The organism is Streptomyces sp. NPDC059037 (assembly GCF_042740015.1).
In the GTDB taxonomy this organism is placed as follows: domain Bacteria; phylum Actinomycetota; class Actinomycetes; order Streptomycetales; family Streptomycetaceae; genus Streptomyces.
In genome coordinates this window covers 22,263-46,420 of sequence record NZ_JBHYIG010000012.1, presented here as the reverse complement: position 1 = coordinate 46,420, position 24,158 = coordinate 22,263, and the positions used below count along the sequence as shown (strand labels likewise).

The following is a 24,158-nucleotide window of genomic DNA, read 5'->3' as shown; positions in this document are numbered from 1 at the left end:
CGCACCCTGCAGGACCCGACATCCTGTGCCCGGTCCGATCGGGTGCGACAGGGCGCCGACGATCCCCCTGAGCAGCAGATATACAGCACACGTCGCACGGCTCACTCGCGCAGGAGCCGGGCGATCCCGTCGTACCCCTGCTGCTCGGCGTGGTCGAGCGCGGTCGCGCCGTCCTTGTCCTCGATGGACGCGTCGGCTCCGGCGTCCAGGAGGAGCCTCACCGTCTCCTGATGGTCGCGCCCGCCGTCGCCGAGGATGACGGCCTCCAGGAGCGCGGTCCAGCCGAGGTTGTTGACGTGGTCGACGTCCACATCGATGTCCGGGTTGGTGGTGACCTCCCGGATATAGGCGACGTGGCCGTGCTCGCCGGCCGGGATGAGGGAGGTGCCGCCATACCGGTTGAGGATCGTGTAGTCGGGCTCGGCCGCCGCCAGAGTGCGCGCCATGGCCGCGCTGCCGGTCACGCCGGTCACCAGCCACGGGGTGTCGTGCTGCTGGTCCAGGGCATCCGGGTCGGCCCCGGCTTCGACGAGCAGCCGGGCGGCTTCGACGTGATCGCCGGTGGCGGCCAGGAGGAGCGGCGTACGGCGGCTGCTGTCGCGGGTCTCCAGATCGGCACCCCGCTTGATGGCGCCGCGCACCGCGTCGGCGTCACCGGATCGCGCGGCGTCGAGCAGGGCCCCGTCGGCGGCCGTCCCCTTCGGCTTCGCGCTGGGGGAGGGCGAGTCGGCCCGGGTGGCCGACGGCTTGCGCTCGGCGGCGGCGCCGCTGTCGGGCGCGGAACTTCCGGAGGCGGTCGCGAGCAGGCCCAGGCCGAGGAGGGGGACGAGCAGGAGGGGCGCGTGACGTGTGGAGGCCATGGTTCCTCTTTCGGTGGGGGTGGTTGTCCTTGCCGCCTTCCTCGGCTGGTGGATCGGCATCGGCGGCGGGACGTCATGCGCGGGCGGGGCGTGCGTCCTGGGCCCGCACTGTCCATGCTCGGGCGGTCCGGGGGCCTGAGCTGTCGCTGAACCGGATAGAGCTGCGGGGGCGTTGAGCCGACGTTCGTGTCAGCTGTTCGGTTGATGCGGGGGAGCGCATGTCTGTGGTGGTGCGTGGTGCGTGGTGCGTGGTGCGTGGTCCGTTGGGCGTGGTGTGGGTACGTCGTGCGGTCGCGGCCGATGTGGGGGCGTCGGCGGGTCGGGTTGCAGCGGCGTCGAGGATGTGGCGGTGCTGATCCTGGAGTGGCTCGGGGAGCAGGGCGTGGGGCGATGATCCGAGTCGATGCGGAGCGCTTGCGGGACGGACGGCCGGCGTGGACGTTCGCCGCCGGTGGTGGACCGTTGCCCGCCGGGCTGCGGGCCGACGGGCCTCGGTTGCCGAGTGCATGGACAGGGCGCTGCTTCGGCTGGGTGAGGCCGGGCCGGCTGTTCCCTTCTGAGGTTGCGCGGCGGCCGTTGTGTGTGGGTGATGCCTGGCAGCCACGAGGGCCTGGCTAGGGTTCGGTCGTATGACCGATCGCGTACTGGAGCTCTTGCGCAGCCGCCCCGACCTGGCCGAACTGGCCGCGTTTCCCTTCAACTTCGACGTGAGCCGGGCGTACCACGTCGAGGACGTGCACCTGGCGTCAGGTGCGTCGCTGGAGGCGATCGCCGGCGACGACACCGGCGGTACGTACTTCCTGTGCGCGGATCAGGCGGTGCTCCACGCGTCCTCCGAGGGTGACGCCGTACTGATCGCCGACAGTGTCGGCGAGGCGCTCGAGATGCTCGTCCGGTTGCCCGAATGGTGCGAAGGGCTCACCGCCGAGCTGGACGAGGAGGGGCTGCGGGCCCAGGTGCGTGCGGGAGACGATGAAGCCCGCGAGGAGTTCGCCCCCGAACTGGACGCGCAGCGGGCCGCGTTGATCAGTGGCCTTGGACTGCCGGACCGGCCGCTGGCCGAGCTCTTCGCCCTGACGGAGTCGGCCGCCGGGCGCACCGAACCCGACCATGTGCTGCTCAACTCCCGTGACCTGTGCGCGTACCAGCTGCACGAGTCCTATCGGCAGTGTCTGCGCGACGTCGTCCTCGGCCCGGGGCGGGAGATCCTGGAGCGGATGCACTCCGGCGACCTCGGCGCGCGGGAGGAGGCGGCCGCGGATCCGGTGCTCCGGGCGGGGGCGCTGCGGGCGGCGCAGTTCGACCGCCGGGACGGCGACCTGCCGTTTCTGCGTTTCCTGCTGGAGCGCGAGGGTGCCGAGCGGACCGAGCCGTTCGAGGAGCAGCGGCTTACCGCGGTGTTGGTGGCGTCGTACGGGCAGGACCAGGATGTTCCGCTGCTGCGGTCGGCCTCTTGGGGGCAGGTCACCGACAGCGCCGGTGCCGTGGAGTGGGCCCGCGCCGAGGAGGCGAAGCGGCACGGGCGGGATGCGGCTGCGGAGAGCGAGTTCACCTGGATCGAGCTGGCCCATCGGCAGGGGCGCACCGAGCACGCCCGGGTGGCCCTCATCCGCCTCCTGGACGACACGGGCCCGCACGCGGACCGGCTCCGGGAACTGAGCCGCGCGCTGGAGCGCATAGGCGACCACGCACAGGCGGCCCGCGCCCAGTTCAACCTCCTCTCGCTCCAGGACACCGCATGGGACCGGGCCTCGGAGGCGTACATCCTGGCCCGCCTGGAGCGCGGCAAGGGCGACCTCGCGGCAGCGGGACGAGCCCTGGAGCGGGCGCGGGCGGCGGTCGGCGTCAACGGCACGGCTCCGGACAGCACGGTGGCGGAGTGGCACCGCCGAGGGCTCGGCCGGCTGATCACGGAGCAGCACCTTGAGCTGACGCTGGCGGCGGTCGAGGCGGGCGACGCGGACCTCGCGCGGGCCACGATGACCCACGGCAAGCTCCTGCTCAACACGATCGCCAAGCAGTCGGCGAAGGCGCTGAGCGGCCTCTCGACACGGGCGAAGTGGGCGGTGGCCGGGCTGCGCGGGCCGGTGGCCTGACGCGGAGGGATCTCGAGCGGGGAGGGGCGGCGCGGCGGCTTGCGGGCATGCAGGCTTGGGTGGGCTGAGGCGTCCGGGTCTGGCTGCGATGGCCTGCGGCGTGGTCTCGGGCCGGGGGTGTCGGTCCGCCGAGGTGGGGCTGTGGTGGCGAGAGGGCGCGTCCGCTTCGGTGCGCAGGCTTGGGTGGGCTGAGGCTTCCGGGTCTGGCTGCGATGGCCTGCGGCGTGGTCTCGGGTCGGGGGTGTCGGTCCGCCGAGGTGGGGCTGTGGTGGCGAGAGGGCGCGTCCGCTTCGGTGCGCAGGCTTGGGTGGGCTGACCCTTCCGGGCCCGGCTGCGATCACCTCCGGCATGGTCTCGGGCCTGGGTTGTCGGTCCGCCGAGGTCGGTCCGTGGCGGCGGCTTGAGGGCGCGACTGCTTCGGTGTGCGGGCCCGGATGGGCTGACGCTTCCGGCCTGGCTGCGATGGCCTCGGGCCTGGGGCGTCAGTCCTCTGGCATCCGTCCGCACCGACCCCAGGGCGCGGCCGCACGCAGGCAAGCGCAGGCCGACTCCTCCGGCCAGGTCCCGGCCACCCTCGGCGCGAGCTCAGCGCAGGCTCGCATCACACCCCCGGCACCGGCCCACGTCAGCCCCAGCTGAACCGCCCACCGCATGTCCGGATGTGACAGGGAATCGTCATTGCGGCCATAGGCGGTGGCGGTGAGGATGGGGTCATGCCCACTCCGCACCGTGTCGTCATCGCGGTCTTCCCCGATGTCGATCTCCTCGACGTCACCGGCCCCGCCGAGGTCTTCGCGCTGGCCAACCGGGAAACCGCGGGCCGCGCCGGATACCAGGTCCGCCTCGCCGGGCCCGTCGGCGGCGAGGTGCGGACTTCCGCTGGGGTGCGCCTCGTTGCCGATCTCGCCTTTCACGAGGTCGGCGGCCAGGTGGACACCCTGCTGGTGCCCGGCGCGGTCGACATGACCGAGGACGGCCCGGTCGCCCGCATCGACACCGACGTCGTGGACTGGGTCAAGGAGACCGCCCCGCACGCCCGGCGCGTCGCGTCGGTGTGCGTGGGCGCACATGTCCTTGCCGCGGCCGGACTCCTCGACGGGAAGACGGCGACCACCCACTGGTCGACCGCCGCCCAGCTGGCCGCCGACCATCCTGCCGTCACGGTCGACCCGGACCCCATCTTCGTACGTACGGACCGGGGCCGGCTGTGGACCGGCGCCGGGATCAGTGCCTGCCTGGACCTCGCGCTGGCCCTGGTGGCCGAGGACCTCGGCGAGGACAGCGCGCTCGCGGTGGCCCGGCAGCTGGTGATGTACCTCAAGCGGCAGGGCGGCCAGAGCCAGTTCTCCGTCCCGCTCAGCCGCCCCGCCGCCTCCCGGCGTGACATCGACGAACTGCGCCTGTGGATCGCCGAGCACCTCGACGCGGATCTGTCCGCGGAGGCCCTGGCGGCCCGGATGTGCCTGAGCGAGCGGCACTTCGCCCGCGTCTTCAAACAGGAGACGGGCACCAGTACGGCCGGCTATGTCGAGGCCGCCCGCGTGGAGGCGGCCCGCCGCCTGCTCGAGACCACCGACTGCCCGCTCGACCAGGTCGCCACCGCCGCAGGGCTCGGCTCGGCGGAAACCCTGCACCGGGCGTTCAAGCGGCAGCTCGCGACCACCCCGGGGGCCTACCGCCGCCGCTTCCGCACCCAGACCACCTGACCCTCTTCACCCAGCCACAAACAGCCACACCAGCCACACCCATCCGCATCCATCCGCATCCATCCACATCCATCCATCTTTTCGTCGGCAGGCGAGCCCCCTGTGGCTTCGCCATGCCCTTTTCCCCTTGGAAAGGTTCCCCATGAGCACGAATCAGCCTTCGACGACCCTGCGTGACGTGATCGGCCTGGACAACCAGCCGCCCCGGCTCAGCGAATCCGTCTTGATCCTGATCGACTTCCAGAACACCTACCGCAGCGGCGTCATGGCCCTGGACGGCGCCGAGCAGGCCGTCGCGGCGGGCGCCCGCCTGCTGGAGCGTGCGCGCGCCGCGGGCACCCCGGTCGTCCACGTCATCAACGACGGCGGCGAGGGCACCCCGTACGACATCCGCGCCCACATCGGGGCGATCAGCGACGAGGTCGCCCCCGTGGACGGCGAGGCCGTCGTGGTCAAGCAGTTCCCCAACTCCTTCCACCTCACGGAACTGGAGAAGACGCTGACCGACCTCGGCGCCGCGCCGGGCAGCGGCAAGGACCTGATCCTCGGCGGCTTCATGACGCACATGTGCGTCAACTACACGGCCCAGGGCGCCTTCAACCTCGGCTACCGGCCCACCGTCGTCGCCGAGACCACCGCCACGCGCGCCCTGGCCACACCCGACGGCGGCGTCCTGCCCGCCGCCGGTCTCCAGTCCGCCGCGCTGACCGCGATCACCGACCTGTTCGGCACGGTCGTCCCCGACGTCGAGGCTCTCCCGGCCTGAAGGGACTGAAGAGACTGAGAGGACTGAGAGGACTGAGAGTTACGGCTTGCGGGCGAGACCGCCGTGCTCGCCAATGGGCTCCAGAGCAGCAGCGGTGCCGTCCGGCCGCCAGAGCGGGACCGAGACGACGCCGGGGTCCAGGAGTTCCAAGCCGTCGAAGAACGCCGTGATCTCGTCGACGGGGCGCAGGAAGTACGGGACGGCGCCGGTTTCGTTGTAGGCATCCTGGGCCTGCTCGTAATCGGCGTCCGTGCCCCGTGAACCGTCGTTGACGGAGAGATAACTGCCGGACGGCAGCCCCTCCATCAGGCGGGCGACGATGGATCGCGCCTGGTCGTAATCGGCTACGTGGCCAAGGATGTTGCTGAGGATCAGGCCCGTGGGACGCGTGAGATCCAGCGTCTTGGCGGCCGCCGCCAGGATGCGGTCGGGGTCGGACAGATCGGCGTCGACGTAGGCGGTCGCCCCCTCCGGGGTGGAGGTGAGCAGGGCGCGGGCATGTGCGAGCACCATCGGGTCGTGGTCGACGTAGACGATCCGGGTCTCGGGAGCGAGCCGCTGGGCGACCTCATGGGTGTTGTCCCCGGTCGGCAGTCCCGTGCCGATGTCGAGGAACTGCCGGATGCCCGCGTCGTCGACCAGGTACGTGATGTTCCGGCGCAGGAAGGCGCGGCTGCTGCGGGCGACGGTGACGATGCCGGGGAAGACGGCGCTGTACGCGTCGCCTGCCGCCTCGTCGACGGCGTAGTTGTCCTTGCCGCCCAGCCAGTAGTTCCAGATCCGCGCCGAGTGCGGCACAGAGGTGTCGATCTGCTGCTGCGCCGCAGACCCGGGCGTCGTCGCAGGGTCGGTCATGGGTTCCGTCCGTCTTTCCACCGAGGCGTGAACTGTTCCACCGCACAACCTACGTCCCAACGATCAGTGCGTGTACACCAGTTCATGCTGTCGGCCCCGGCCTCGAAGCGGTGGCCAGCGCCGCGGCCGCGGCGTCGAGGATGCCGCCGAACGTGCGGGTGATGATCGGCCTCGCGAGGCGCCGGGTGAGCAGCGGGCCGAGCAACGGGACGCTGATCTCGGCACGGGTGGTCCAGCGCACCAGGGTGCCGCCGTCGACCTCCTCGAACGTCATACGGCCGATCTCGTGCCGGGCCGGCGGCAGGCTGCGCTCGACGACGTACTCGGTGGCGTACGGCGGTTCGTAGCGGGTGATGCGTTCCCGGAACCAGCCGATCAGCCAGAGGTGACTGCGCACCGCGCCGACGCCGTAGGGCGCGCTCTCGCCGCGCCGCGTCAGGCGGCAGCGCACCACCAGGGGCGAACGCGTGTAGTTGGTGGTCGTGGTGAGCCAGGCGAACACCTCCTCGACCGGAGCGGCGATGACGCGTTCGACCGTCATGGTTTCCATGGTCAGAGACCTCCTCTGTCGAGTGGACGCACCGCGTCGGCGCGGCGCAGCTTGTCCGGGTTGCGCATGCCGTAGAGGCCGGTGATCCGTCCGTCGTGGATCTCGAACGCGACCAGCCAGTCGAGTGCGTCGCCGGTCAGGAACCGGGCCGCGGGCATGCCGTTGTAGGTGGCGGGCTCGACACGGGTCGTCGAGCCGGTGGTGCGGATCACGCCGAGGACGAACCGGGCGACCTCGTCGCGGCCGGTGATCGGCCGGCGGGCGGCGACCACCTTCCCTCCGCCGTCGGAGATCTGCACGACATCGGGCGCCAGCAGATCCATCAGATCCTGGATCCGGCCGGTCGACGCCGCGAGCAGGAAGCGCTGGACGATCTGCCGGGTGGCGTCGGAGTCGGGCTCGAAGCGGCGGCGCCGCGCATGGACGTGCCGGCGTGCGCGGTGGGCGATCTGACGGACGGTCGCCTCGGCCTTGCCGATCGACGCGGCGATCTCGCCGTGGGTGTAGCCGAACACGTCGTGCAGCACGAACACCGCGCGCTCGGTCGGATTGAGCGTCTCCAGGACGAGCAGCATGGCCATCGACACCGACTCGGCCAGGATCGCGTCCTCGCTCACCTCGGGTACGGTGCGGATCGGCTCGGGCAGCCATGGGCCGACGTACTCCTCGCGCCGCGCCCTGACCGCGCGCATGTGGTTGAGGCCCTGCCGGGTCACCAGGCGGACCAGGTAGGCGCGCGGATGCTCGACCGTCGCCGGATCGACCGCGCTCCACCGCAGATAGCTCTCCTGCAGCACGTCCTCGGCGTCGGCGGCGCTGCCCAGCATCTCGTACGCGATGGTGAACAGCAGCGGACGGTGCTCGGTGAAGGCGTCCTCAGCCATGGCCCGCCCCCGCGGCGAACACCCGTCGGTACCTCGGCATCACACCCGGCTCCTCTCGTCGGACTCGTCGTACGCCCATCGAGACACTCCGGAGCGGCGAACCGTGACAGTCCGCCGCGGTGATTCACTTCACATCCGGTCGGGGTGGCCGGTCAGCGCTGCCGCGGGAGGCCCAACGTCCTCACCAGCTGGGCGAGTTCCTCCTGGAAGAGCTTGTCCGGGCTTGCGGTCTGGGTGCGCAGGTGGCCGTAGACCTCTAGTGACACCAGGCCGTGCAGATGACCCCAGATGCGGAGCGCGAGGGCGACGGCCGCCGGCGGCAGCTCCGGGAAGGCCGGGCGTACCTTGCCGAGCAGCCCCGCGTCGAAGTCCGACCAGGTGAACTCGCTGCCCTCGTAGAGGCGTTCGGCGTGCGGCCAGGCGGCGGCCGCCAGGGCGGTGAGCCCGGTGCAGACACGGCGTGCGGCGTCCGGGGCGGCGCCGCCTTCGGGGGAGTGGTAGCCGGGAACGGGATCGCCGTAGATGAGCCGGAAGCCCTGTGGATTGGCCAGGGCCCAGTTCCGGAAGGTGCGGGACCATGCGTGGATCCGCGCGGCCGGGCTCTCGCCGGAGGTGGCATCCCAGGAGCTGTCCACGGCGTCCGCGAGGGCCGTGTACACGTCGTTGATGAGCGTGGTGATCAGGTCGTCCCGGGTGGCGAAGTACCCGTAAATAGCGTTCGCGGTCATGCCCATCTCGCGGGCGATGGCCCGCAGAGTGATGGCGTCGGGACCGCCCGATGCCATCAACGCCAAGGCCACGTCCTTGATTTCGGCGGTCGTCTCGGCCCGTAGCCGCTCGCGCCTGCCCTTGCTGCCTGTATCTGCCACGCGGCCAATCTACAGCGTCAATTTAATGCGCGCCGTGCGAAAACTTCACGGCGTATAGTTTTCGCACGGCGTCACCATCAGGGGGCGTCGTACATCGGCATGCACAGGGGAGAGCCATGCACATCGGAGTCATCGGAGCCACGGGAACCATCGGCAGCAGGGTCGTCACCGAAGCGCTGGGCCGGGGGCACCACGTCAAGGCGTTCAGCCGCGACGCCTCGTCGGCCGCGAACAAGGAGCAGCGGGAGAACATCACTTGGTCCAGCGTCGACGTCCTGGACCCCGCGGCCGTCGCCGCCGCCCTGCCCGGTCTCGACGTCCTGATCAGCGGATTCCAGCCCGGCAACGCCGCGCACGACATCACCGACACCGTGCGGCGCTCGATCGCCGACCCCACCGTCTACGCCGCTGCTGCGCGCGCCCTCCTCAAGGCGCTGGAGCGGCATCCCCGCACCCGGCTGATCGTGATCGGCGGCGCGGGCAGCCTGGAGGCGGAACCGGGAGTGGTGCGGGCCGACTCCGACGACCTGCTGCACGCGACCCTGGACCAGGTCGGCCTGCCCCGCGCCTACGCGGCCGCCGTGCGCGGCCATCGGGACGCCCTGAACGTCCTGCGCACGTCGAACCGCCTGTGGACCTACTTCAGCCCCGCCGAGGACATCGCCCCCGGCGAGCGCACGGGCCGCTTCCGCACCGGCGGTGACCAGCCCGTCGTGGACGCCGACGGCCGCAGCCGCATCTCGGCCGAGGACGCCGCCGTCGCCCTGATCGACGAGGCGGAACTGCCCCGCTTCGTGCAGCGCCGCTTCACCATCGGGTACTGAAGTCGCAGCCGGCGTGAGCGATGAGTTTGGGCGGCGGATCGGGTCTGCCCTGGTATGACGCGCATCATCGCTGACATCTCGGTCTCCCTCGACGGCTTCGTCACCGGTCCCGACCCCGGCCCGGACAACGGCCTGGGCACGGGCGGCGAGGCCCTGCACACCTGGGCGTTCTCCGACGACCCCGACGAGCGCCGGATCCTGCACGAGGCGACCGCCCGCTCGGGCGCCGTCATCCTCGGCCGCCACCTCTTCGACGTGGTCGACGGGCCGCACGGCTGGGACGACAAGGTCGGCTACGGCGCGGCAGAGGTGGGCAAGCCCGCCTTCGTCGTCGTGACGAGCTCGCCGCCGGAGTCGGTGCGGCTGACCGGCCTCGACTGGACGTTCGTCACCACCGGTCTGCCCGACGCCGTCACCGCCGCGTGCGAGCACGCCGAGGCGGCGTCGGCGGCCGGCGGCAAGGATCTCGACGTCGTCCTCATGGGCGGCGGCGCCACGATCCGCTCGGCGCTCGACGCCGGCCTTGTCGACGTGCTGTCGCTGCACCTCGCGCCCGTCGTGCTGGGTGCCGGGACACCCCTGTTCACCGGCGGAGCGCCGCGCACGCTGGTGCAGCGGAGCGTGACCGTCACATCGACCGCGACGCACCTGACGTACGACGTCCTCTGACGACGGCGTCGCAGACAGGCCGTCCCCGAGCCGAACCCCAGCTCCTGGGGCGGAGGTTCACGCCTGCTTCGTCTCAAGCACGTCCACCTTCGCCAAGGAACGGTGCCGGTGATGCGCCTCGGCGATCCCCGCAAGCGCGGGACGATCCAGCGCGCGATAGGCCAGCACGAGCAGTTCGTGGGCGAGCGCCTCACGGTCCGGGTCGCCGCCCGACGCCCAGTGCAGGTCGCGGCCGAGGAGGAGCGCCTCCGTCGGATCGCCCGCCGAGCAACGGCTGCGGGCCTCCTCCAGGTTCGCCCGCAGCGCCTCGGCGTCGTCGAAGAGGGCGTACATGTACGTCGCGAACTTGTACTCGTCGGCGCCGTTGTGGGCAGGGCGGTCAAGGACGGATTCCCCCGCGGCGAGTGCGCCCGCGCTGTCCAGCGTCGTGACCCGGTCGGGGTCCTCGGCCTTGATCGTCCAGTCGTACGTCTTGGAGTAGGCGAGGCCGACCTCGGGGCGGTCGCCGGTCTCGAAGCCGGTCAGGGCATCGCGCAGCAGGGCCAGGCGGGAGCGCCGTGCGGTCACCTCCTCGTCCTGTACGTCGTCGTCGAGGTCGCGCCAGACGAGTTCGAGGATCGCGCGCACCGCCTCCAGCGGGGTGGCCGCGTGCGTGTTGATGCCGCCGCCGTCGTTGTTGTAGTACGACGCGACGCCGCTGCAGGTGCGGCCGTCGTCGAACCAGAGGCCGTGGTGGAGGCCGTCGGAGCCGCCGTGCAGGAAGGTCAGGAACTCGGGCGGGTCGCGGTAGTAGCGGCCGTGCACGCGTACGTCGATGCCGTCGCGCGGCAGCAGACCGGGGTCGGCGAACAGGTCCATGATGCCGACAGGGCTCACGTCCAGCTCCCCGAGCGCCTGCTGCTCCACGGGGCCGAGCGAGCCGAGGAACGCCCAGAACCGGAAGACCGACTCGGGCAGTTCGAACCCCCACTCGCGCAGGAAGCGCTCTTCGACGGCGGCCCGGACCGCCGCACTCTCCGTCTGCTCCGTCATCCCAAGCCCCCAGGTTCCGAGGCGCGTGCACGCCCACTGCCACACAAGACACAAGAGCCCCGAGGCTATCGAACCGTCGACACGGCCGACACGGAGCTCCACCTCGACCCGACAGCGAAGGCGGTGCTTGGCATGGCGGCAGGCTGGGAGTGGGACGAGACCCTGTTCTCGGGCACGGCCGCCTACTACCGGCGCGGTCGGCTTCCCTACGCCCCCGGGCTCGCGGACGAACTCGCCGAGGTTCTGCACCTGGAGGGACGCGGACGCCTCATCGACGTGGGCTGCGGGCCCGGAACCATCGCCCTGACGCTGGCGCACCTGTTCGCCGAGGTCGTCGGCGTCGACCCGGACCGCGGGATGATCGCCGAGGCAGGGCGCGCGGCCACCGAGCGTGGAGTGGCCGGGAAGACGCGGTGGGTCCGGGCCCGCGCCGAGGAACTGCCTGCAGGGCTCGGTACGTTCACCGTCGCGACCTTCGCGCAGTCCTTCCACTGGATGGACCGCGACCGGGTGGCGACCACCATCAGGGACATGCTCCGGCCCGGCGGAGTCCTCGTACACATCTCGGACGAGAAGTCGCAGCCCCGGACCACCGAGGGCCTGCCGTATCCGGCGGTGCCCTACGCGGCGATGGACGAGCTGGTCAGACGCCACTTGGGACCGGTCCGCAGGGCAGGCCGGGGCGTGCTGCCCCAGGGAACACCCGGCGGTGAGGCGCTGGTGTTCGCCCGCGCGGGATTCGCCGGCCCCCGGCGGCACGTCGTGCCCGGAGGCCAGGAGTTGGTGCGCACGGTCGACGACGCGGTCGCCGGGGTGTTCTCGATGTCGTTCTCGGCACCGCACCTCTTCGGCGAGGACCGCGACGCCTTCGAGGCGGACCTGCGCCACCTGCTCCTTGGCAGCTCCCCGTCCGGCCGCTTCTCCGAGCGCCGGCCGGGCACCGAGGTCTTCGTGTGGGCGAAAGGCTCCGCCGAGCCGAAGCCGCGATGCGGCGCGGCATGACCCGGCGTCAGCCGTCGTGCTGCCAACTCGTAGGGTCAGCGGGGTGAATCACGACGACGCCAACGCCGCGCCAGCAACTCCCGATCCCGCCTTGCCGATGCTGACCGTCGCGCAGGCCGAACGCCTGCGGGCACTGGCCGCACCGTACTGCGAGGACGGTCGCGGCTACTCCCTGCACAACCTGGCGCAGCAGTGCCGCCATGCACCGCAGGACCGCTGGCCGGCCCTGGTGGACGAGCACTTCGCCGCCTTGCGGGAGGGGAGCCGGGGTGGCGAGAGCGCCGCGGAGTTGCTGCGCGGTGTGCACGCGCGGCTGCTGCCCGCGGATTCGATCGGCCCTGAGCTCGCCGGTGCCCTGCGTTACGCACGCGTGGTGGCCGAAGGGCTTGTCTTCGCGTACGCCCTCGACATGCCGACCAGCGTGCGGATCCTGACGGACGCCGACGTGGAGCGTGCCGGTCTGGAGGAACTGGGCCAGGCGGCGTACGCGAACCTGATGCGCGTGCCCGTCGAGCACGACGAAGTGTCCGTCGAGGGAGGGGCGTTGCTGCACTCCCTGTACGGCGAATCCCCGTTCATCGCGAGCAAGGCGCTGTTCCTGTCCGAAGCGGCCCGGCAGATCACCGGCGAGGCACTGCCCGACGCCGGGGCCCTCGTCGTCATGCCGAACCGCAATCTCCTCGCGTACCACCCGATCACCGACGGTTCCGTCGTCGATGCCGTCAACGGCCTTGCCGCGTACGCCCTCGGGGCCCACGAGGACGGGCCGGGCGCCCTGTCCCCACGGGTCTACTGGTGGCACAAGGGCACCCTGACATCGCTCACGGTCATCGACCCCGACACCCGCACCTTCTCGCTGCGGCCGCCGCCGGAACTGCTCGGCCTGATGAAGGGCCTGGTCCGCCTCGACGGCGCCGGACGGCTCGCCACGAGCTCCACCGCCAAGGCTCCCGACACGGCCGAACTCACCCACACCACAGCCGAGTCGATAACCCGGCTCGCCCAGGAGCCGGCCGGACTGCGCGACGCCTTCGCCTCGGCGCTCACCCTCGCCCACAGCCATTGCGCCGCCGACCCCCGAGTGGCGCACATCGACACGTGGGACGCCTGGGCCACCGCCGTGCAGCTCGGCTCCGCGCTGTTCACCGGTGCGCAGGCGCAGAAATGCCGCCTTGGCGAGGACATCGAGCCGCAGCTGCCGGCCCTCCCCGCCGAGCCGCCCGCGGACGCCCGCGCCTGGCTCGACGCCTTCTACCTCGCCCTCGCGTGCCGCCGGCAGGACCGCGCCGACCGGCTGTGCCAGGTGCCGCTGGAGGCGCTGCGACAGGACGACTCGGTCGACGCCTACGTCCTGCACTGGATCGACACACTGCAGACCTACTGGTCCCAGCGCCCCATGGACGACGTCGTACAGAAACTCCTGGCGACCATGGAAACGTCCATGCCCGAGTCCGTGACCCACGCGCCGATGGACTTCGTGAACCAGATCGACTACCAGCCCGTCGCTCTCTTCCACCGCCTCATCGCACGCGACCACGACGCCTTCACCAAGACCCTCGCCGAAGCGGTCGCCCACCACGGCGCGTACTGGGGCGACTCGGCGGCGCCCCGCGCCCAAGTCGCGCTCGGCCCGCTCGCGATGGCGAGCCTGGCCCACGACTACGGATTCCCCGTCGCTCTGCAGCAGCCACACCTGCCCACGTACCTCCTCAACCGCGAGCGCATCGAGGAGTTCCCCGGCTGAAAGCCAGGAGCCGGCACGGCGGTCCGCGCCGGCTCCTGGCCGCACCTACACCGGCTCTTCGTAGAGGCGCAGACCGACCGGCACGCGACCGCGCCCCGTAAGGGGCGCGGGGAACTGCGCGACCAGCCCCCACCAGCCCGCGGGTTCATCACCGCACTTCCCGCGGAGCATTCAGGCGCCCCCGCCCGGGGCGATCAGCCCCGTCTCGTAGGCGAAGACGACGGCCTGGACGCGGTCGCGCAGGTCCAGCTTCGACAGGATGCGGCCGACGTGGCTCTTGACCGTGGTCGGGCTGAGGAACAGCCGGGAGGCGAGTTCGGCATTGCTGAGGCCCGTCGCGAGCAGGCGGAGGACCTCTAGCTCGCGCGGGGTCAGGCCGGACAGATCGCGGTGCGGGGCGACGGTCTGCGGTGCCTCGTGATGGGCGAAGCGCTCGATCAGACGACGAGTGATCGTGGGCGCGAGGAGAGCGTCGCCGGTCTGCACCAGGCGCAGGGCGGCGACCAGATGTTCCGGTGACACGTCCTTGAGCAGGAAGCCGCTGGCGCCGGCCGTGAGCGCGGCGTAGACGTAGTGGTCGAGGTCGTACGTGGTGAGGATGACGACCCGCGTTCCGGCCGGTCCTGCATCGCCGATGATGCGCCTGGTCGCCTCGATGCCGTCCATCTCCGGCATCCGGATGTCCATGAGGACGACGTCGGGCCGCGTACGCCGGACCGCCGCGACAGCCTCGGCCCCGTCGGCCGCCTCGGCCGTCACGTCGATGCCGTCCGCGGCCAGGATCATCTTGAAACCGGTGCGTACGAGGGCCTGGTCGTCGGCGATGACGGCACGCAGCGGCGGCTGGTCCGCATTCATGCCGTGCCCCGCATTCATACGGTGCTCCGCGGGATGCGCGCCGTGACCCGGTAGCCGCCGGCAGCCGTCGGCCCGGCCGTCAACTCGCCCTCGTACACGGCCAACCGCTCGCGCAGCCCCATGTGGCCACGGCCGTTGCCCTCCACCGGCGGGGAATCCTTGGCGCCGCCGGTGTCCGTGACGCCGATCTCCAGACAGTCGTCGGTGTAACCGATGGCGACGGACGCCTGCGCGCCTCGCGCGTGTTTGATCGTGTTGGTCAGCGCCTCTTGTATGACGCGATACGCCGCGAGGTCCACACCCGGCGGCAGCGGATCCGGCGGCAGCGACACCCCGACGCTCACGGGCGTCCCGGCGGCGCGTACCCGTGCGACCAGCGCGTCGAGCTGCGCGAGCCCGGGCTGCGGCTCCAGACCGTCGGGCCGCTCGTGGTCCGGGGCGGCCAACAGGCCCATCACATGGCGCAGTTCGGCCATGGCGGCCCGACCGCCCGCCTCGACGGCAAGCAGCGCCTCCTTCGACTGCTCGGGCACCACGTCCATCACTTTGCGGGCCGCGCCGGCCTGGATCACCATCACGCTCACATTGTGGGTCACCACGTCGTGCAGTTCGGCGGCGATGCGGGCCCGCTCCTCCTCGACGGCTCGGCGCGTGGCCTCCTCCTGGGCCGCCTGCAGTTCCGTGACCCGGTCCCGGCTTGACGCAAGGCGCAGTTGCAGGAAGCGGACGAGACTGGCCAGCATCCCGGCCACCAGCAGGATGAATCCCGGGCTGGACCATCCCGGGAGCACGGGGTCCGCGTTGCGGAACGCGATACCGGACAGCGCGGCGGCGATCACCAGGACGGCAATCGCCGCTGTCCGGTAACGGCTGTGCACGACGGCACTGTAGGCGCCGATGACACAGGCCAGGACGGTGATCCAGGAGGCGGAGCCGCCGATGACCAGTGCCGCGCCGAGGACCACCACGAAAAGGGTCAGCGGATACCGGCGCCGCCCGGCCAGCGGCAGCGTCGAAAGGATCACCATGGCCCAGGGCACGGCGGAGGGCTCCTCCTCCACGGGCACCTCACCAGGGCCGGGCGGCGGGGGAGGAGCCGGGATCCCGGTTCCGGTGTCGGCCGTCGGGGGGGTTGATGCTGACCGGCCCGTCGCCGGGATAACGCACCGCCACGAACAGGGCGATGACGGTCAGTACCACCGCCAGCAACAGATCGGCGCGCACCGCTCGACGCGGCAGCGGGGCGGCCTTCGCCTCCGGGCGCAGCGCGTCGACGAGCTGCTGATGCCGGCTGCGCCGGTCTTCCGTCTCCATCCGCACATTGTGCTGCGCTCACCGCCCGGTCCGCGTCCGCCTGTTCGATCAGAGCGTTGCTCCGGAGGTACTCATCCGCAGGTAGGACTCCGCGGCCGGATCCTCCGCGGGGAGGGCCTGATGTCGGTTCCGCGGCCGACGCGTCCCCTGCGCGACGGCTTCTAGGTTCGCGGGGCCGACAACGGCATGTGCCTCCCGCGACCGACCTCAAGGACGGACAACTCATATGCGTCAAGTGATCGAACTGGCGGGTGTGGCGAAGCGCTACGACAGCGCCGGCGCGCCCGCGCTCGGACCGCTCACGCTCGGCGTCGCCGAGGGGGAGGCCCTCGCCGTGACGGGCCCTTCCGGCAGCGGCAAGTCCACGCTCCTGAACCTCGTCGCCGGCCTGGACAAGCCGACCGACGGCGCCGTGACCGTGGCCGGGCGGCGGATCGACCAGCTGAGCGAGCACGCCCTCGCCAGGTTCCGTCGCGAGCACATCGGCATGGCCTTCCAGTTCTTCAATCTCCTCGACGACCTCACCGTCGCCGACAACATCCGGCTCCCGGCCCAGCTGACCGGGACCGGTCGGCGCAAGGCCGCGGCTCGCGCCGGTGAGCTCATGGAGATGCTGGGCATCCAGAAGCATGCCCGCGCCTACCCGGGGCGGCTGTCCGGAGGCGAACGCCAACGGGTCGCCGTCGCCCGGGCGTTGGTCAACTGGCCCGCGCTGCTGCTCGCCGACGAGCCCACCGGTGCGCTGGACTCCGCCTCGGGCCACGACGTCCGCGATCTGCTGACGGATCTGCACCGCGCCGGCCAGACCATCGTGCTGGTGACGCACGACCTGGCGCTGGCGCAGGCATGCGCGAGCCGCACGATCCACCTGGTCGACGGTCGTGTCGCCCTCGATTCGTCCACGCGGGCCGTCCGATGAGGCTGTTCGGTACCGGCGCGACGGGCCAGGTCGTACGCTCCGGCGTCGGCCGGCGGCGGGTGCAGACCGTGGTGATCGCCGTGGCCACGATGATGGCGGTGGCCTCGGCCGTGGTCGCCGGGTCGCTGATGGTCGCCGCGGCCGCGCCCTTCGACCACGCCTTCGGCAAGCAGCAAGGTGCGCACATCACCGCACAGTTCGATCCGGCCAAGGCGAGTGCGGCGCAGCTGGCAGAGAGCGGGAAGCCGGCCGGGGTCACCGCGAGCGCGGGGCCGTACCCGTCCACGGCGTTCCGCCCGGTGGATCGGGCGGGCTTCCCACTGCCGACGCTGACCCTGGTCGGGCGGTCCGGTCCGGGCGGCGACGTGGACCGCGTGGATCTGAAGTCCGGCCGGTGGGCGCAGAAGCCGGGCGAGATCGTGCTCGCCGCGTCGTTCGAGGGGCCCGCCATCGGGATCGGCGCCAGGCTCAAGGCTTCGGACAGTGCGAAGGCCCCGACCCTTTCGGTCGTCGGCTTCGCCGTGTCCGCCAGCAAGACCGCCGACTCCTGGGCGACCCCCGCGCAGGTCGACGCACTGGCGTCGGAGCAGAACCCAGTAACGAGCCAGATGCTCTACCGCTTCGACTCCGCGAGCACGAAGGAGCAGATCCTCGCCGACCGGAAGAAGGTGGCGGCCTCCGTGGAGTCCGGAGCGCTCCTTGGCACCCAGTCCTGGCTGGACACCAAACGCGCCGCCGATCAGGGTGCCGCGGCGACCGTCCCGTTCGTGATGGCCTTCGGCGTGCTCGGCATCGTGATGTCGGTGATCATCGTCAGCAGCGTGATCAGTGGTGCGGTCGGCACCAGCCTGCGCAGAATCGGCATTCTCAAGGCCATCGGCTTCACTCCCCGCGAGGTCGTACGCGCCTACGTGGCCCAGGCGCTGATCCCGTCCTGCGCCGGCATCGCCCTGGGGGTCGTCCTGGGAAACCTCCTCGCAGTGCCGCTGCTGTCCGACACCGAGGAGGTGTACGGCACCGTCTCCCTTTCGGTGGCCTGGTGGGTGGACGTCACCGTGCCGGCCGCCGCGCTGGTCATCGTGGGGCTCGCGGCGCTGATCCCCGCACTGCGGGCCGGAAGGCTGCGTACGGTCGAGGCCATCGCGGTCGGCCGGTCGCCGCGCACAGGGCGCGGCCAGTGGGCGCACCGGGCGATGGGGCGGCTGCCGCTGCCACGACCGGTGACCTACGGTCTGGCCACCCCCTTCACGCATCCGGTCCGTACCCTCGCGATGCTGCTCGCGGTGGCGTTCGGTACGGTCGCGGCGACCTTCGCGGTGGGGCTGACCTCGTCCCTGACCGCGATCGGCACCTCGCAGGACCCCGAGAGCCGTGCCGCGGTCACGGTCACGACGACCAAGCCGCCGAAGGTCGCCGACCCGGCGAAGGTGCGGTCCGCCATCAAGTCGCAGGCGGGCACGGGGTCGTACTACGGCACATCCCGGACCGAGGCCGCCGTGGCCGGGATCTCCGGCTCGGTTCAGGTCAGCCTCTACGAGGGCGATGCGCGCTCCGGCAGCTACGAGATGATCTCCGGGCACTGGCTCACCGGTACGGGGCAGGTCGTGGTGCCCACCCGCTTCCTGGAGAGGACCAGCACCAAGATCGGTGACACGGTCCGGGTGACGAACGAGAAAGAAGTCGCGAACCTGCGGATCGTGGGCGAGTCCTTCGACACCTCGGGCAGCGAGCTGCAGATCCACGCGGACATGGCCGACTTCGCGTCAGCCGAGCCCGGTTCGTTCCTCGTCGAGGTGAAGTCCGGCGTAGCCGCCGACGAGTACGCCCGGAAGCTCGCCGCGGTCGTACGGCCACTGGGCGGCGACGCCACGACCAACGCCTCCTCGGGGCAGGACGGCGTCATCCTCATCATGTCCGCGATGGCAGTACTGCTCACTCTCATGCTGGCCTCCGTGGCCGGCCTCGGCGTACTCAACTCCGTGCTCCTCGACACCCGGGAACGCGTCCACGACCTGGGCGTCTGCAAGGCGATCGGCATGTCGCCGCGGCAGACCATGAGCCTCGTGCTCGCCTCGGTTGCCGTGATCGGCATGATCGGAGGGCTGATCGGCGTGCCGGCGGGGTACGCGCTGCACGGCCTCGTCATGCCGGTGATGGGGCGTGCCGTGGGCACCGGCCTGCCGTCGGCGGTCCTCGATGTGTACGAGCCTCTTCAGCTGCTCCTGCTGGGCCTTGGCGGGATCGTGCTCGCGATGCTGGGCGCGCTGCTCCCGGCCGGCTGGGCGGCCAAGGCCCGTACGGCCACGGCGCTCCGCACCGAGTAGCGTCCCGCTCGCCGCGCCGGGCCCGTGGAGGTGCCGAAAGACCCGCCTCTACGATGGACCGATGTCGTCGATCAAGCAGTTCCAAATCACTTTCGACTGCGTGGAACCTGAGCGCGTCGCCCGTTTCTGGTGCGAGGTGCTGGGGTACGTCGTACCGCCGCCCCCAGAGGGGTTTGCCACTTGGGACGATTTCGACCGTGCGCTGCCGGCCGAGCGTCAGGGTTCGGCGTTCGCCTGCATCGATCCGTCAGGTGTCGGCCCGCGACTGTTCTTCCAGCGCGTTCCCGAAGGCAAGGTCGTCAAGAACCGGGTGCACATTGACGTGCGGGTCGGCACCGGGCTCGTGGGTGAAGAGCGCGTGGCCGCGCTTGAGGCCGAGTGCGCACGGCTGATCGCACTCGGCGCCTCACGCGTGCAACTACTGCTTGCCGATGGCTTCGACGAGTCGTGCCTCGCGATGCAGGACATCGAGGGCAACGAGTTCTGTCTCGACTAGAGCCGTCAACGGAAGGGAACCTTCGGCATGGCCGTCATCCACCACACCGCCCTCAAGCCGACCAAGCTGGAACTGCTCACCTCCTGGCTGCCCTCGCGTCCGTGGTACCGCGGTGGCGCGGCCGAACCGCAGTTGGCCAAGGCCGGCGGCTTCCGTCTTGACGACCCGCAAGGCGAGGTGGGGATCGAGTTCATCGTGGTCACCGACGCCTCCGGCCCTCACCCGACCGCCTATCTGGTGCCGCTCGCCTATCGCGGTGCCCCGCTCGACGGGGCGGAGCAGGCCCTCGTCGGGACCATGGAGCACGGGGTGCTGGGGCGGCGTTGGGCCTATGACGGCTGCCACGACCCCGTGTTGGTCGCCCAGTTGGCGGCCCTGATCGAGGGGCGGGCGCAGGCCCAGGACCAGAACATCACCGGCGTCCCCGACCGGGAGGTCATCGCCTCCTACACCGGTGAAGGCTCCATCTCCACAGACTTCACCGCCACCGACGATCAAGAAGGCACCCGGCTGACCACGCCGCATGGCATGACCCTCCGCTTGCACCGGGTCCTGCAGCCCACCACCACCCCTCCGCAGGGAGCGATCGGCCACTTCACCGCCTCCTGGCAGATCCCCGGTGACACCCGTGCCCGGGGGGTGTTCGCCGTTCTGCACGGCTGCAAGTGAAAGGTCGGCACCAGTGAGCAGTGTCAGTGGCGAAGGCGTTCCCGTCCCCGGCACCGAAACGCCGGGAACGGGAACGCTGCGTCGCAGGGGGCGGCGACTGCGCCGTGGCGTCAGGCCCCTGATCCCGGATCGGCGGCCCGCCGCTCCCGAGGGCTGATCCACAGGGCCTCGCCCAGCGCGCACAGTTCGCCGTCCGCCGTCGCGAGCGCCACCCCCACGGTGACCTTGCGGCCCTCGGCGGCGATGGGCCAGGCGTAGGACACATGGCGCTCGCCCGCCCGCACCGGCCGCAGCTGCCTCCCGGTGAGCGCGGCCGTCACCGCGCCCGGCTTCGTCAGGCCGAACCTGATGCCTGCCCAGCCGCCGGGGCAGTCGAGGGTCGACCAGACCATCTCGGGTGGCAACGTCCCGTCGTCAAGCGCGAGTTCGGCGTCGGGGACCCAGGCCGCGGCGAGCAGCTCGCGCCCGGGGACGCGGGACGGAAAGACCCGTACGCCGAGCCCCACCGGCACCGGGCTGCAGCCGAAACAGTCGGGAATCGGCGGCGGCGACTTGCGGATGTGCCCGAGGTAGTCCTCCGTGGCCGCTTGCGCCTGCTCCCAGGTCGGCATCTCCGGCGGATCGAGCAGCAGCTCGGCGGGCGCGCACGCCACCAAGGCGCCGTTCTCGGCGTCGCCGAGCAGGCAGCCGCCGTCCGGGGTCTGCGTGACCTCCAGCGGAGTGTCGGGACGCACCGCGCCACGGAAGTCGACGCGTACCGTCTTGGCCTCCGCGCGGGCGGCGAGCAGCCCCGCGACATAGCCGCCGAAGGCCACCCCCGGGTAGCCCGTCGCGTGGGTGGGGACGCTCAGAATCCGGCTCGCTGTCATGGTCGACCACCCCATCACACCACCGCGCGGCAGGCGAGGCGCGCAGAGGAACAGTGATGAAGATCGCGGATCGCGCGCCGTCTCTCGCCGAACCGCCTTGATGTCAGGGTCACTTGAGGTTCCAGGATGCGGTCGCCGTCATGCTCACGCCGCCCCTCGGCCGACCGGTGCCGTACTCGTACGCACGATCAACTTCGGTTCGACGGACGCCGGTTCATGCTCGGCCTCGGGATTCTCGATCAGCCGCAGCAGATGGCCGAAGGCCAACGCGCCCATCTCGGCGAAGGGTTGGGCGACGGTGGTCAGGGACGGCGAGCAGTACTCGGCGAGGTCGATGTTGTCGACGCCGACCACGGAGATGTCCTGCGGGACGCGCCGGTCCAGTTCATGCAGGGCGCGGATCACGCCGAAGGCCATCTCGTCGCTGGCGGCGAACACCGCCGTCACGTCGGGGATGCGGCCCAGGATGAGACCGTTGCGGTAGCCGGACGAGGGGGACCAGTCGCCCTCCAGGACGGGCGGGGCCGTGCGTCCCTCCGCCTCCAGGGTCTCCCGCCAGCCCTGCAGACGGCTCGCCGCGTCGAGCCACTCGCCGGGGCCCGCGACATGCCAGACCGTCTCGTGCCCGAGGTCGAGCAGATGGCGCGTGGCCAGCCGCGCGGCCTGCACCTGGTCCACCGCGACGACCTCGGAGGCCGCCGTGCGCGACCCGTCGACGGTCACCGTGGGCAGGGAGTCCGTCAACTGCTCGATGCGGGGGCTCACATGGATGAGCGGGATGGCGAGGATGATCCCCTCGACACGCTGGTCCGCGAGCCGGGAGAGCGCCGCCTCGACGGCGGAGGTGTCCAGCGAGGCGGTGGAGGCGGTGGAGACCGAGTAGCCGGCCTCGTACGCGGCGCTCTCGATGCCGAAGGTCAGCGTGAGGCGGGAGTAGAACGTGGTCTGCAGCGTGACCACGCCGATCGTCCGGCTGCGCCCGGAGGACAGGATCCGGGCGGCGCTGTTCTTGCGGTAGCCGAGCCGTTCCACGGCGGCGAGCACCTTGGCCCGCGTCTCCTCCCGGACGTTGGGATGGTCGGAGAGGGCGCGCGAGACCGTCTGCGCGGAGACTCCCGCGACCCGGGCCACGTCGGCCATGCCGGGCGGCCGTCCGCCGCCCTCGCCACCGCTCACCGCATCCATGCGTCCCCTGTCTCCACGCGTCCTCACTTCGTTCCGTACGTCGATGCATGCGTCGTTCCGTACGTCGCTCCGTACGTCGCTCCGTGCGCCGGATGATACCGGCCTCATCGCCGCCGTACCGGCCTGACAGCGCAAGAGGAAAGACCTATTGGCATCGATAACATTCTCTGCCATAGTTCCGGCCATCGGCGCGCTGAATGAGGCCCCATGTGACCCACGGTGCATCGATCCCACAGCAGGCCCCGCCCTCGGTGTCCGGGTCTGATCCCTGCCCACGAACACAAGGAGGGGCCGTGCAGAGGACCCGTATGCGCACGGCGGGCATCGCCGCAGCCGCCACTCTCACGCTGGTGCTCGGCGGATGCTCGTCGTCCGGTTCGGATTCCGCCGGCGGAGGCGGTGACGGGACCGGGACGCTGAAGTTCTGGGGCTGGTCACCCGGGTACGCCGACGCCGTCAAGGCGTTCAACAAGGCGCACCCCGACATCAAGGTCGAGTACCAGGAAGTGCAGCCCGGCGCCAAGGGCGGCTACCAGAAGATGCTCAACGCGGTGCAGGCCGGCAACGCGCCCTGCCTGGCCCAGGTCGGCTACGAGACCCTGCCGAGCTTCGCCGCGCAGGGCGCCCTCAGCGACGTATCGAAGTACGCGAACGGCGACAAGGGCGACTTCCAGCAGGCGGCCTGGCGCTCGGTCTCCCTGGGGGACGCCGTGTACGGGGCGCCCGTCGACACCGGCCCGATGGCCCTCTTCTACAACAAGAAGGTCTACGACGAGCTGGACCTGAAGCCCCCGAAGACCTGGGCCGAGTACAAGACCCAGGCCAAGAAGATCCACGCCTCCGACCCCGAGCGCTACATCTCCTCGCCCTATCTGAACTACGACTACGCGGGCCTGTCCTGGCAGGCGGGCGCCAGCTGGTTCGGCATCGACGGCGACGCCTGGAAGGTGGGCCTCGCCTCGAAGGCCAATGAGAAGGTCGCCGGCTACTGGCAGGGCCTGGCCGACGACGGCCTGATCAGCAAGGCGCCCATGTACGACCAGTCCTGGTACACCGGAATTGGCAACGGTAACATCGCCTCCGTCGTCGGCGCCGTCTGGCAGGCCGGCGTCATCAAGGGCGGCGCCAAGGACGGCTCCGGCGACTGGGCCGTCGCGCCGATGCCGCAGTGGCAGGCGGGCGACACCGCGGTCGGCAACGCGGGCGGCTCGGCGACCGCGGTCCTCAAGGGCTGCGAGTCCACCAAGGCCGCGTGGACCTTCGCCCACTGGCTGAGCACCGACCGCAAGGCGTACGGCGGCCTCGTCGACAAGGCATCCCTCTACCCGGCCGCGCCCGCCCTCCTCGACCTGCCCCAGCTCAAGGCCAAGGACCCCTACTTCGGCGGCCAGAAGATCTACGACGTCTTCGCGGAGGCGGCACCCAAGGTCAACTCCGACTGGACCTGGGGCCCGGTCATGACCAAGACCTCCGCGGACCTGGACGACGCGCTGGGCAAGGCCTGGGCCGGCAAGGGCACCTTCAAGGACGCCCTGCGCACCACCCAGGACAAGACGGTCGGCGAACTGAAGAACCAGGGCCTGAAGGTGACCGAGTAGGGCGGACACCCCGTCGCTCCCGATGCACTTGTTGCTCCCGATCCACCCGGGGCGGCCGGCCGCTGGGAC

Annotated in this window: 23 protein-coding genes; 12 read left to right on the top strand and 11 right to left on the bottom strand. The window is 71.1% G+C overall.

Features of this window, described 5'->3' with window-relative positions; genetic code table 11:
• Window positions 1-101: 101 nt before the first annotated feature.
• A complete protein-coding gene (locus tag ACFWY6_RS04785) occupies window positions 102-677 on the bottom strand; it encodes an ankyrin repeat domain-containing protein (protein ID WP_384686429.1) in 576 nt (191 codons plus the stop codon).
• Between the two features lie 812 nt (window positions 678-1,489).
• Here ACFWY6_RS04785 and ACFWY6_RS04780 point away from each other — a divergent pair.
• The 3 genes from ACFWY6_RS04780 to ACFWY6_RS04770 all read left to right on the top strand — a co-directional run bounded on the left by ACFWY6_RS04780 (window position 1,490) and on the right by ACFWY6_RS04770 (window position 5,428).
• A complete protein-coding gene (locus tag ACFWY6_RS04780; RefSeq protein WP_384686390.1) occupies window positions 1,490-2,956 on the top strand; it encodes a hypothetical protein in 1,467 nt (488 codons plus the stop codon).
• A gap of 713 nt (window positions 2,957-3,669) precedes the next feature.
• Window positions 3,670-4,662: a GlxA family transcriptional regulator gene (locus ACFWY6_RS04775; protein WP_384686387.1), complete on the top strand. Its 993-nt coding sequence runs from the start codon at window positions 3,670-3,672 to the stop codon at window positions 4,660-4,662.
• A 142-nt stretch (window positions 4,663-4,804) separates the two neighbouring features.
• Window positions 4,805-5,428: a cysteine hydrolase family protein gene (locus ACFWY6_RS04770; protein WP_384686385.1), complete on the top strand. Its 624-nt coding sequence runs from the start codon at window positions 4,805-4,807 to the stop codon at window positions 5,426-5,428.
• 39 nt (window positions 5,429-5,467) lie between these two features.
• On the opposite strand, the gene ACFWY6_RS04765 is transcribed toward ACFWY6_RS04770, so the two are convergent.
• From ACFWY6_RS04765 to ACFWY6_RS04750, 4 genes are all read right to left on the bottom strand, one after another.
• Entirely contained in the window at window positions 5,468-6,283 is an 816-nt protein-coding gene (locus tag ACFWY6_RS04765) for an SAM-dependent methyltransferase (RefSeq protein ID WP_384686383.1), read from the bottom strand.
• A gap of 82 nt (window positions 6,284-6,365) precedes the next feature.
• A complete protein-coding gene (locus tag ACFWY6_RS04760) occupies window positions 6,366-6,833 on the bottom strand; it encodes an SRPBCC family protein (protein WP_384686381.1) in 468 nt (155 codons plus the stop codon).
• 2 nt (window positions 6,834-6,835) lie between these two features.
• The gene (locus ACFWY6_RS04755) at window positions 6,836-7,717 is read right to left on the bottom strand and encodes an RNA polymerase sigma-70 factor (RefSeq protein ID WP_384686379.1); all 882 of its coding nucleotides are present in this window, start codon (window positions 7,715-7,717) and stop codon (window positions 6,836-6,838) included.
• Between the two features lie 152 nt (window positions 7,718-7,869).
• Window positions 7,870-8,586 carry a TetR/AcrR family transcriptional regulator gene (locus ACFWY6_RS04750; RefSeq protein ID WP_384686377.1) on the bottom strand — a complete coding sequence of 239 codons (717 nt, stop codon included), beginning with the start codon at window positions 8,584-8,586 and terminating at the stop codon, window positions 7,870-7,872.
• A 116-nt stretch (window positions 8,587-8,702) separates the two neighbouring features.
• Between ACFWY6_RS04750 and ACFWY6_RS04745 the strand changes: the two genes are divergently transcribed.
• Both ACFWY6_RS04745 and ACFWY6_RS04740 read left to right on the top strand, forming a co-directional pair.
• Window positions 8,703-9,410, top strand: coding sequence for an NAD(P)-dependent oxidoreductase (locus ACFWY6_RS04745; protein WP_384686375.1), 708 nt, complete (start codon window positions 8,703-8,705; stop codon window positions 9,408-9,410).
• A gap of 54 nt (window positions 9,411-9,464) precedes the next feature.
• Entirely contained in the window at window positions 9,465-10,079 is a 615-nt protein-coding gene (locus ACFWY6_RS04740; protein WP_384686373.1) for a dihydrofolate reductase family protein, read from the top strand.
• A gap of 57 nt (window positions 10,080-10,136) precedes the next feature.
• On the opposite strand, the gene ACFWY6_RS04735 is transcribed toward ACFWY6_RS04740, so the two are convergent.
• Complete coding sequence (locus tag ACFWY6_RS04735) at window positions 10,137-11,111, bottom strand: ADP-ribosylation family protein (protein WP_384686371.1); 975 nt, start codon at window positions 11,109-11,111, stop codon at window positions 10,137-10,139.
• 132 nt (window positions 11,112-11,243) lie between these two features.
• On the opposite strand from ACFWY6_RS04735, the gene ACFWY6_RS04730 reads away from it, so the two are divergent.
• Both ACFWY6_RS04730 and ACFWY6_RS04725 read left to right on the top strand, forming a co-directional pair.
• The gene (locus tag ACFWY6_RS04730; RefSeq protein ID WP_384686369.1) at window positions 11,244-12,113 is read left to right on the top strand and encodes a class I SAM-dependent methyltransferase; all 870 of its coding nucleotides are present in this window, start codon (window positions 11,244-11,246) and stop codon (window positions 12,111-12,113) included.
• Between the two features lie 43 nt (window positions 12,114-12,156).
• Window positions 12,157-13,857, top strand: a complete 1,701-nt coding sequence (locus ACFWY6_RS04725) for an immunity 49 family protein (RefSeq protein ID WP_384686367.1) — start codon at window positions 12,157-12,159, stop codon at window positions 13,855-13,857.
• Window positions 13,858-14,028: 171 nt separating this feature from the next.
• Here the strand turns inward: ACFWY6_RS04725 and ACFWY6_RS04720 are convergent, their stop codons facing one another.
• From ACFWY6_RS04720 to ACFWY6_RS04710, 3 genes are read right to left on the bottom strand one after another with little or no spacing between them, the layout of a single operon-like run.
• Window positions 14,029-14,715 (bottom strand): response regulator, encoded by a 687-nt coding sequence (locus ACFWY6_RS04720; RefSeq protein ID WP_384686365.1) that lies wholly within the window; start codon window positions 14,713-14,715, stop codon window positions 14,029-14,031.
• 14 nt (window positions 14,716-14,729) lie between these two features.
• The gene (locus ACFWY6_RS04715; protein WP_384686363.1) at window positions 14,730-15,776 is read right to left on the bottom strand and encodes a sensor histidine kinase; all 1,047 of its coding nucleotides are present in this window, start codon (window positions 15,774-15,776) and stop codon (window positions 14,730-14,732) included.
• A gap of 7 nt (window positions 15,777-15,783) precedes the next feature.
• Complete coding sequence (locus ACFWY6_RS04710; protein ID WP_384686361.1) at window positions 15,784-16,029, bottom strand: hypothetical protein; 246 nt, start codon at window positions 16,027-16,029, stop codon at window positions 15,784-15,786.
• 226 nt (window positions 16,030-16,255) lie between these two features.
• Between ACFWY6_RS04710 and ACFWY6_RS04705 the strand changes: the two genes are divergently transcribed.
• The 4 genes from ACFWY6_RS04705 to ACFWY6_RS04690 all read left to right on the top strand — a co-directional run bounded on the left by ACFWY6_RS04705 (window position 16,256) and on the right by ACFWY6_RS04690 (window position 20,437).
• Window positions 16,256-16,948 carry an ABC transporter ATP-binding protein gene (locus tag ACFWY6_RS04705; RefSeq protein ID WP_384686359.1) on the top strand — a complete coding sequence of 231 codons (693 nt, stop codon included), beginning with the start codon at window positions 16,256-16,258 and terminating at the stop codon, window positions 16,946-16,948.
• Window positions 16,945-19,272, top strand: a complete 2,328-nt coding sequence (locus ACFWY6_RS04700; protein WP_384686357.1) for an ABC transporter permease — start codon at window positions 16,945-16,947, stop codon at window positions 19,270-19,272. Before ACFWY6_RS04705 ends, ACFWY6_RS04700 begins: the two co-directional genes overlap by 4 nt.
• 61 nt (window positions 19,273-19,333) lie before the next feature.
• Window positions 19,334-19,768: a VOC family protein gene (locus ACFWY6_RS04695; protein ID WP_384686355.1), complete on the top strand. Its 435-nt coding sequence runs from the start codon at window positions 19,334-19,336 to the stop codon at window positions 19,766-19,768.
• A gap of 27 nt (window positions 19,769-19,795) precedes the next feature.
• Window positions 19,796-20,437 (top strand): 1,4-alpha-glucan branching protein, encoded by a 642-nt coding sequence (locus ACFWY6_RS04690; RefSeq protein WP_384686353.1) that lies wholly within the window; start codon window positions 19,796-19,798, stop codon window positions 20,435-20,437.
• 110 nt (window positions 20,438-20,547) lie between these two features.
• Here ACFWY6_RS04690 and ACFWY6_RS04685 read toward each other — a convergent pair whose 3' ends face one another.
• Both ACFWY6_RS04685 and ACFWY6_RS04680 read right to left on the bottom strand, forming a co-directional pair.
• Window positions 20,548-21,306 carry a PaaI family thioesterase gene (locus ACFWY6_RS04685; RefSeq protein ID WP_384686351.1) on the bottom strand — a complete coding sequence of 253 codons (759 nt, stop codon included), beginning with the start codon at window positions 21,304-21,306 and terminating at the stop codon, window positions 20,548-20,550.
• Between the two features lie 144 nt (window positions 21,307-21,450).
• Complete coding sequence (locus ACFWY6_RS04680) at window positions 21,451-22,491, bottom strand: LacI family DNA-binding transcriptional regulator (protein WP_384686349.1); 1,041 nt, start codon at window positions 22,489-22,491, stop codon at window positions 21,451-21,453.
• A gap of 293 nt (window positions 22,492-22,784) precedes the next feature.
• Between ACFWY6_RS04680 and ACFWY6_RS04675 the strand changes: the two genes are divergently transcribed.
• Window positions 22,785-24,089 (top strand): ABC transporter substrate-binding protein, encoded by a 1,305-nt coding sequence (locus ACFWY6_RS04675; RefSeq protein WP_384686347.1) that lies wholly within the window; start codon window positions 22,785-22,787, stop codon window positions 24,087-24,089.
• The last annotated feature ends 69 nt before the right edge of the window (window positions 24,090-24,158 follow it).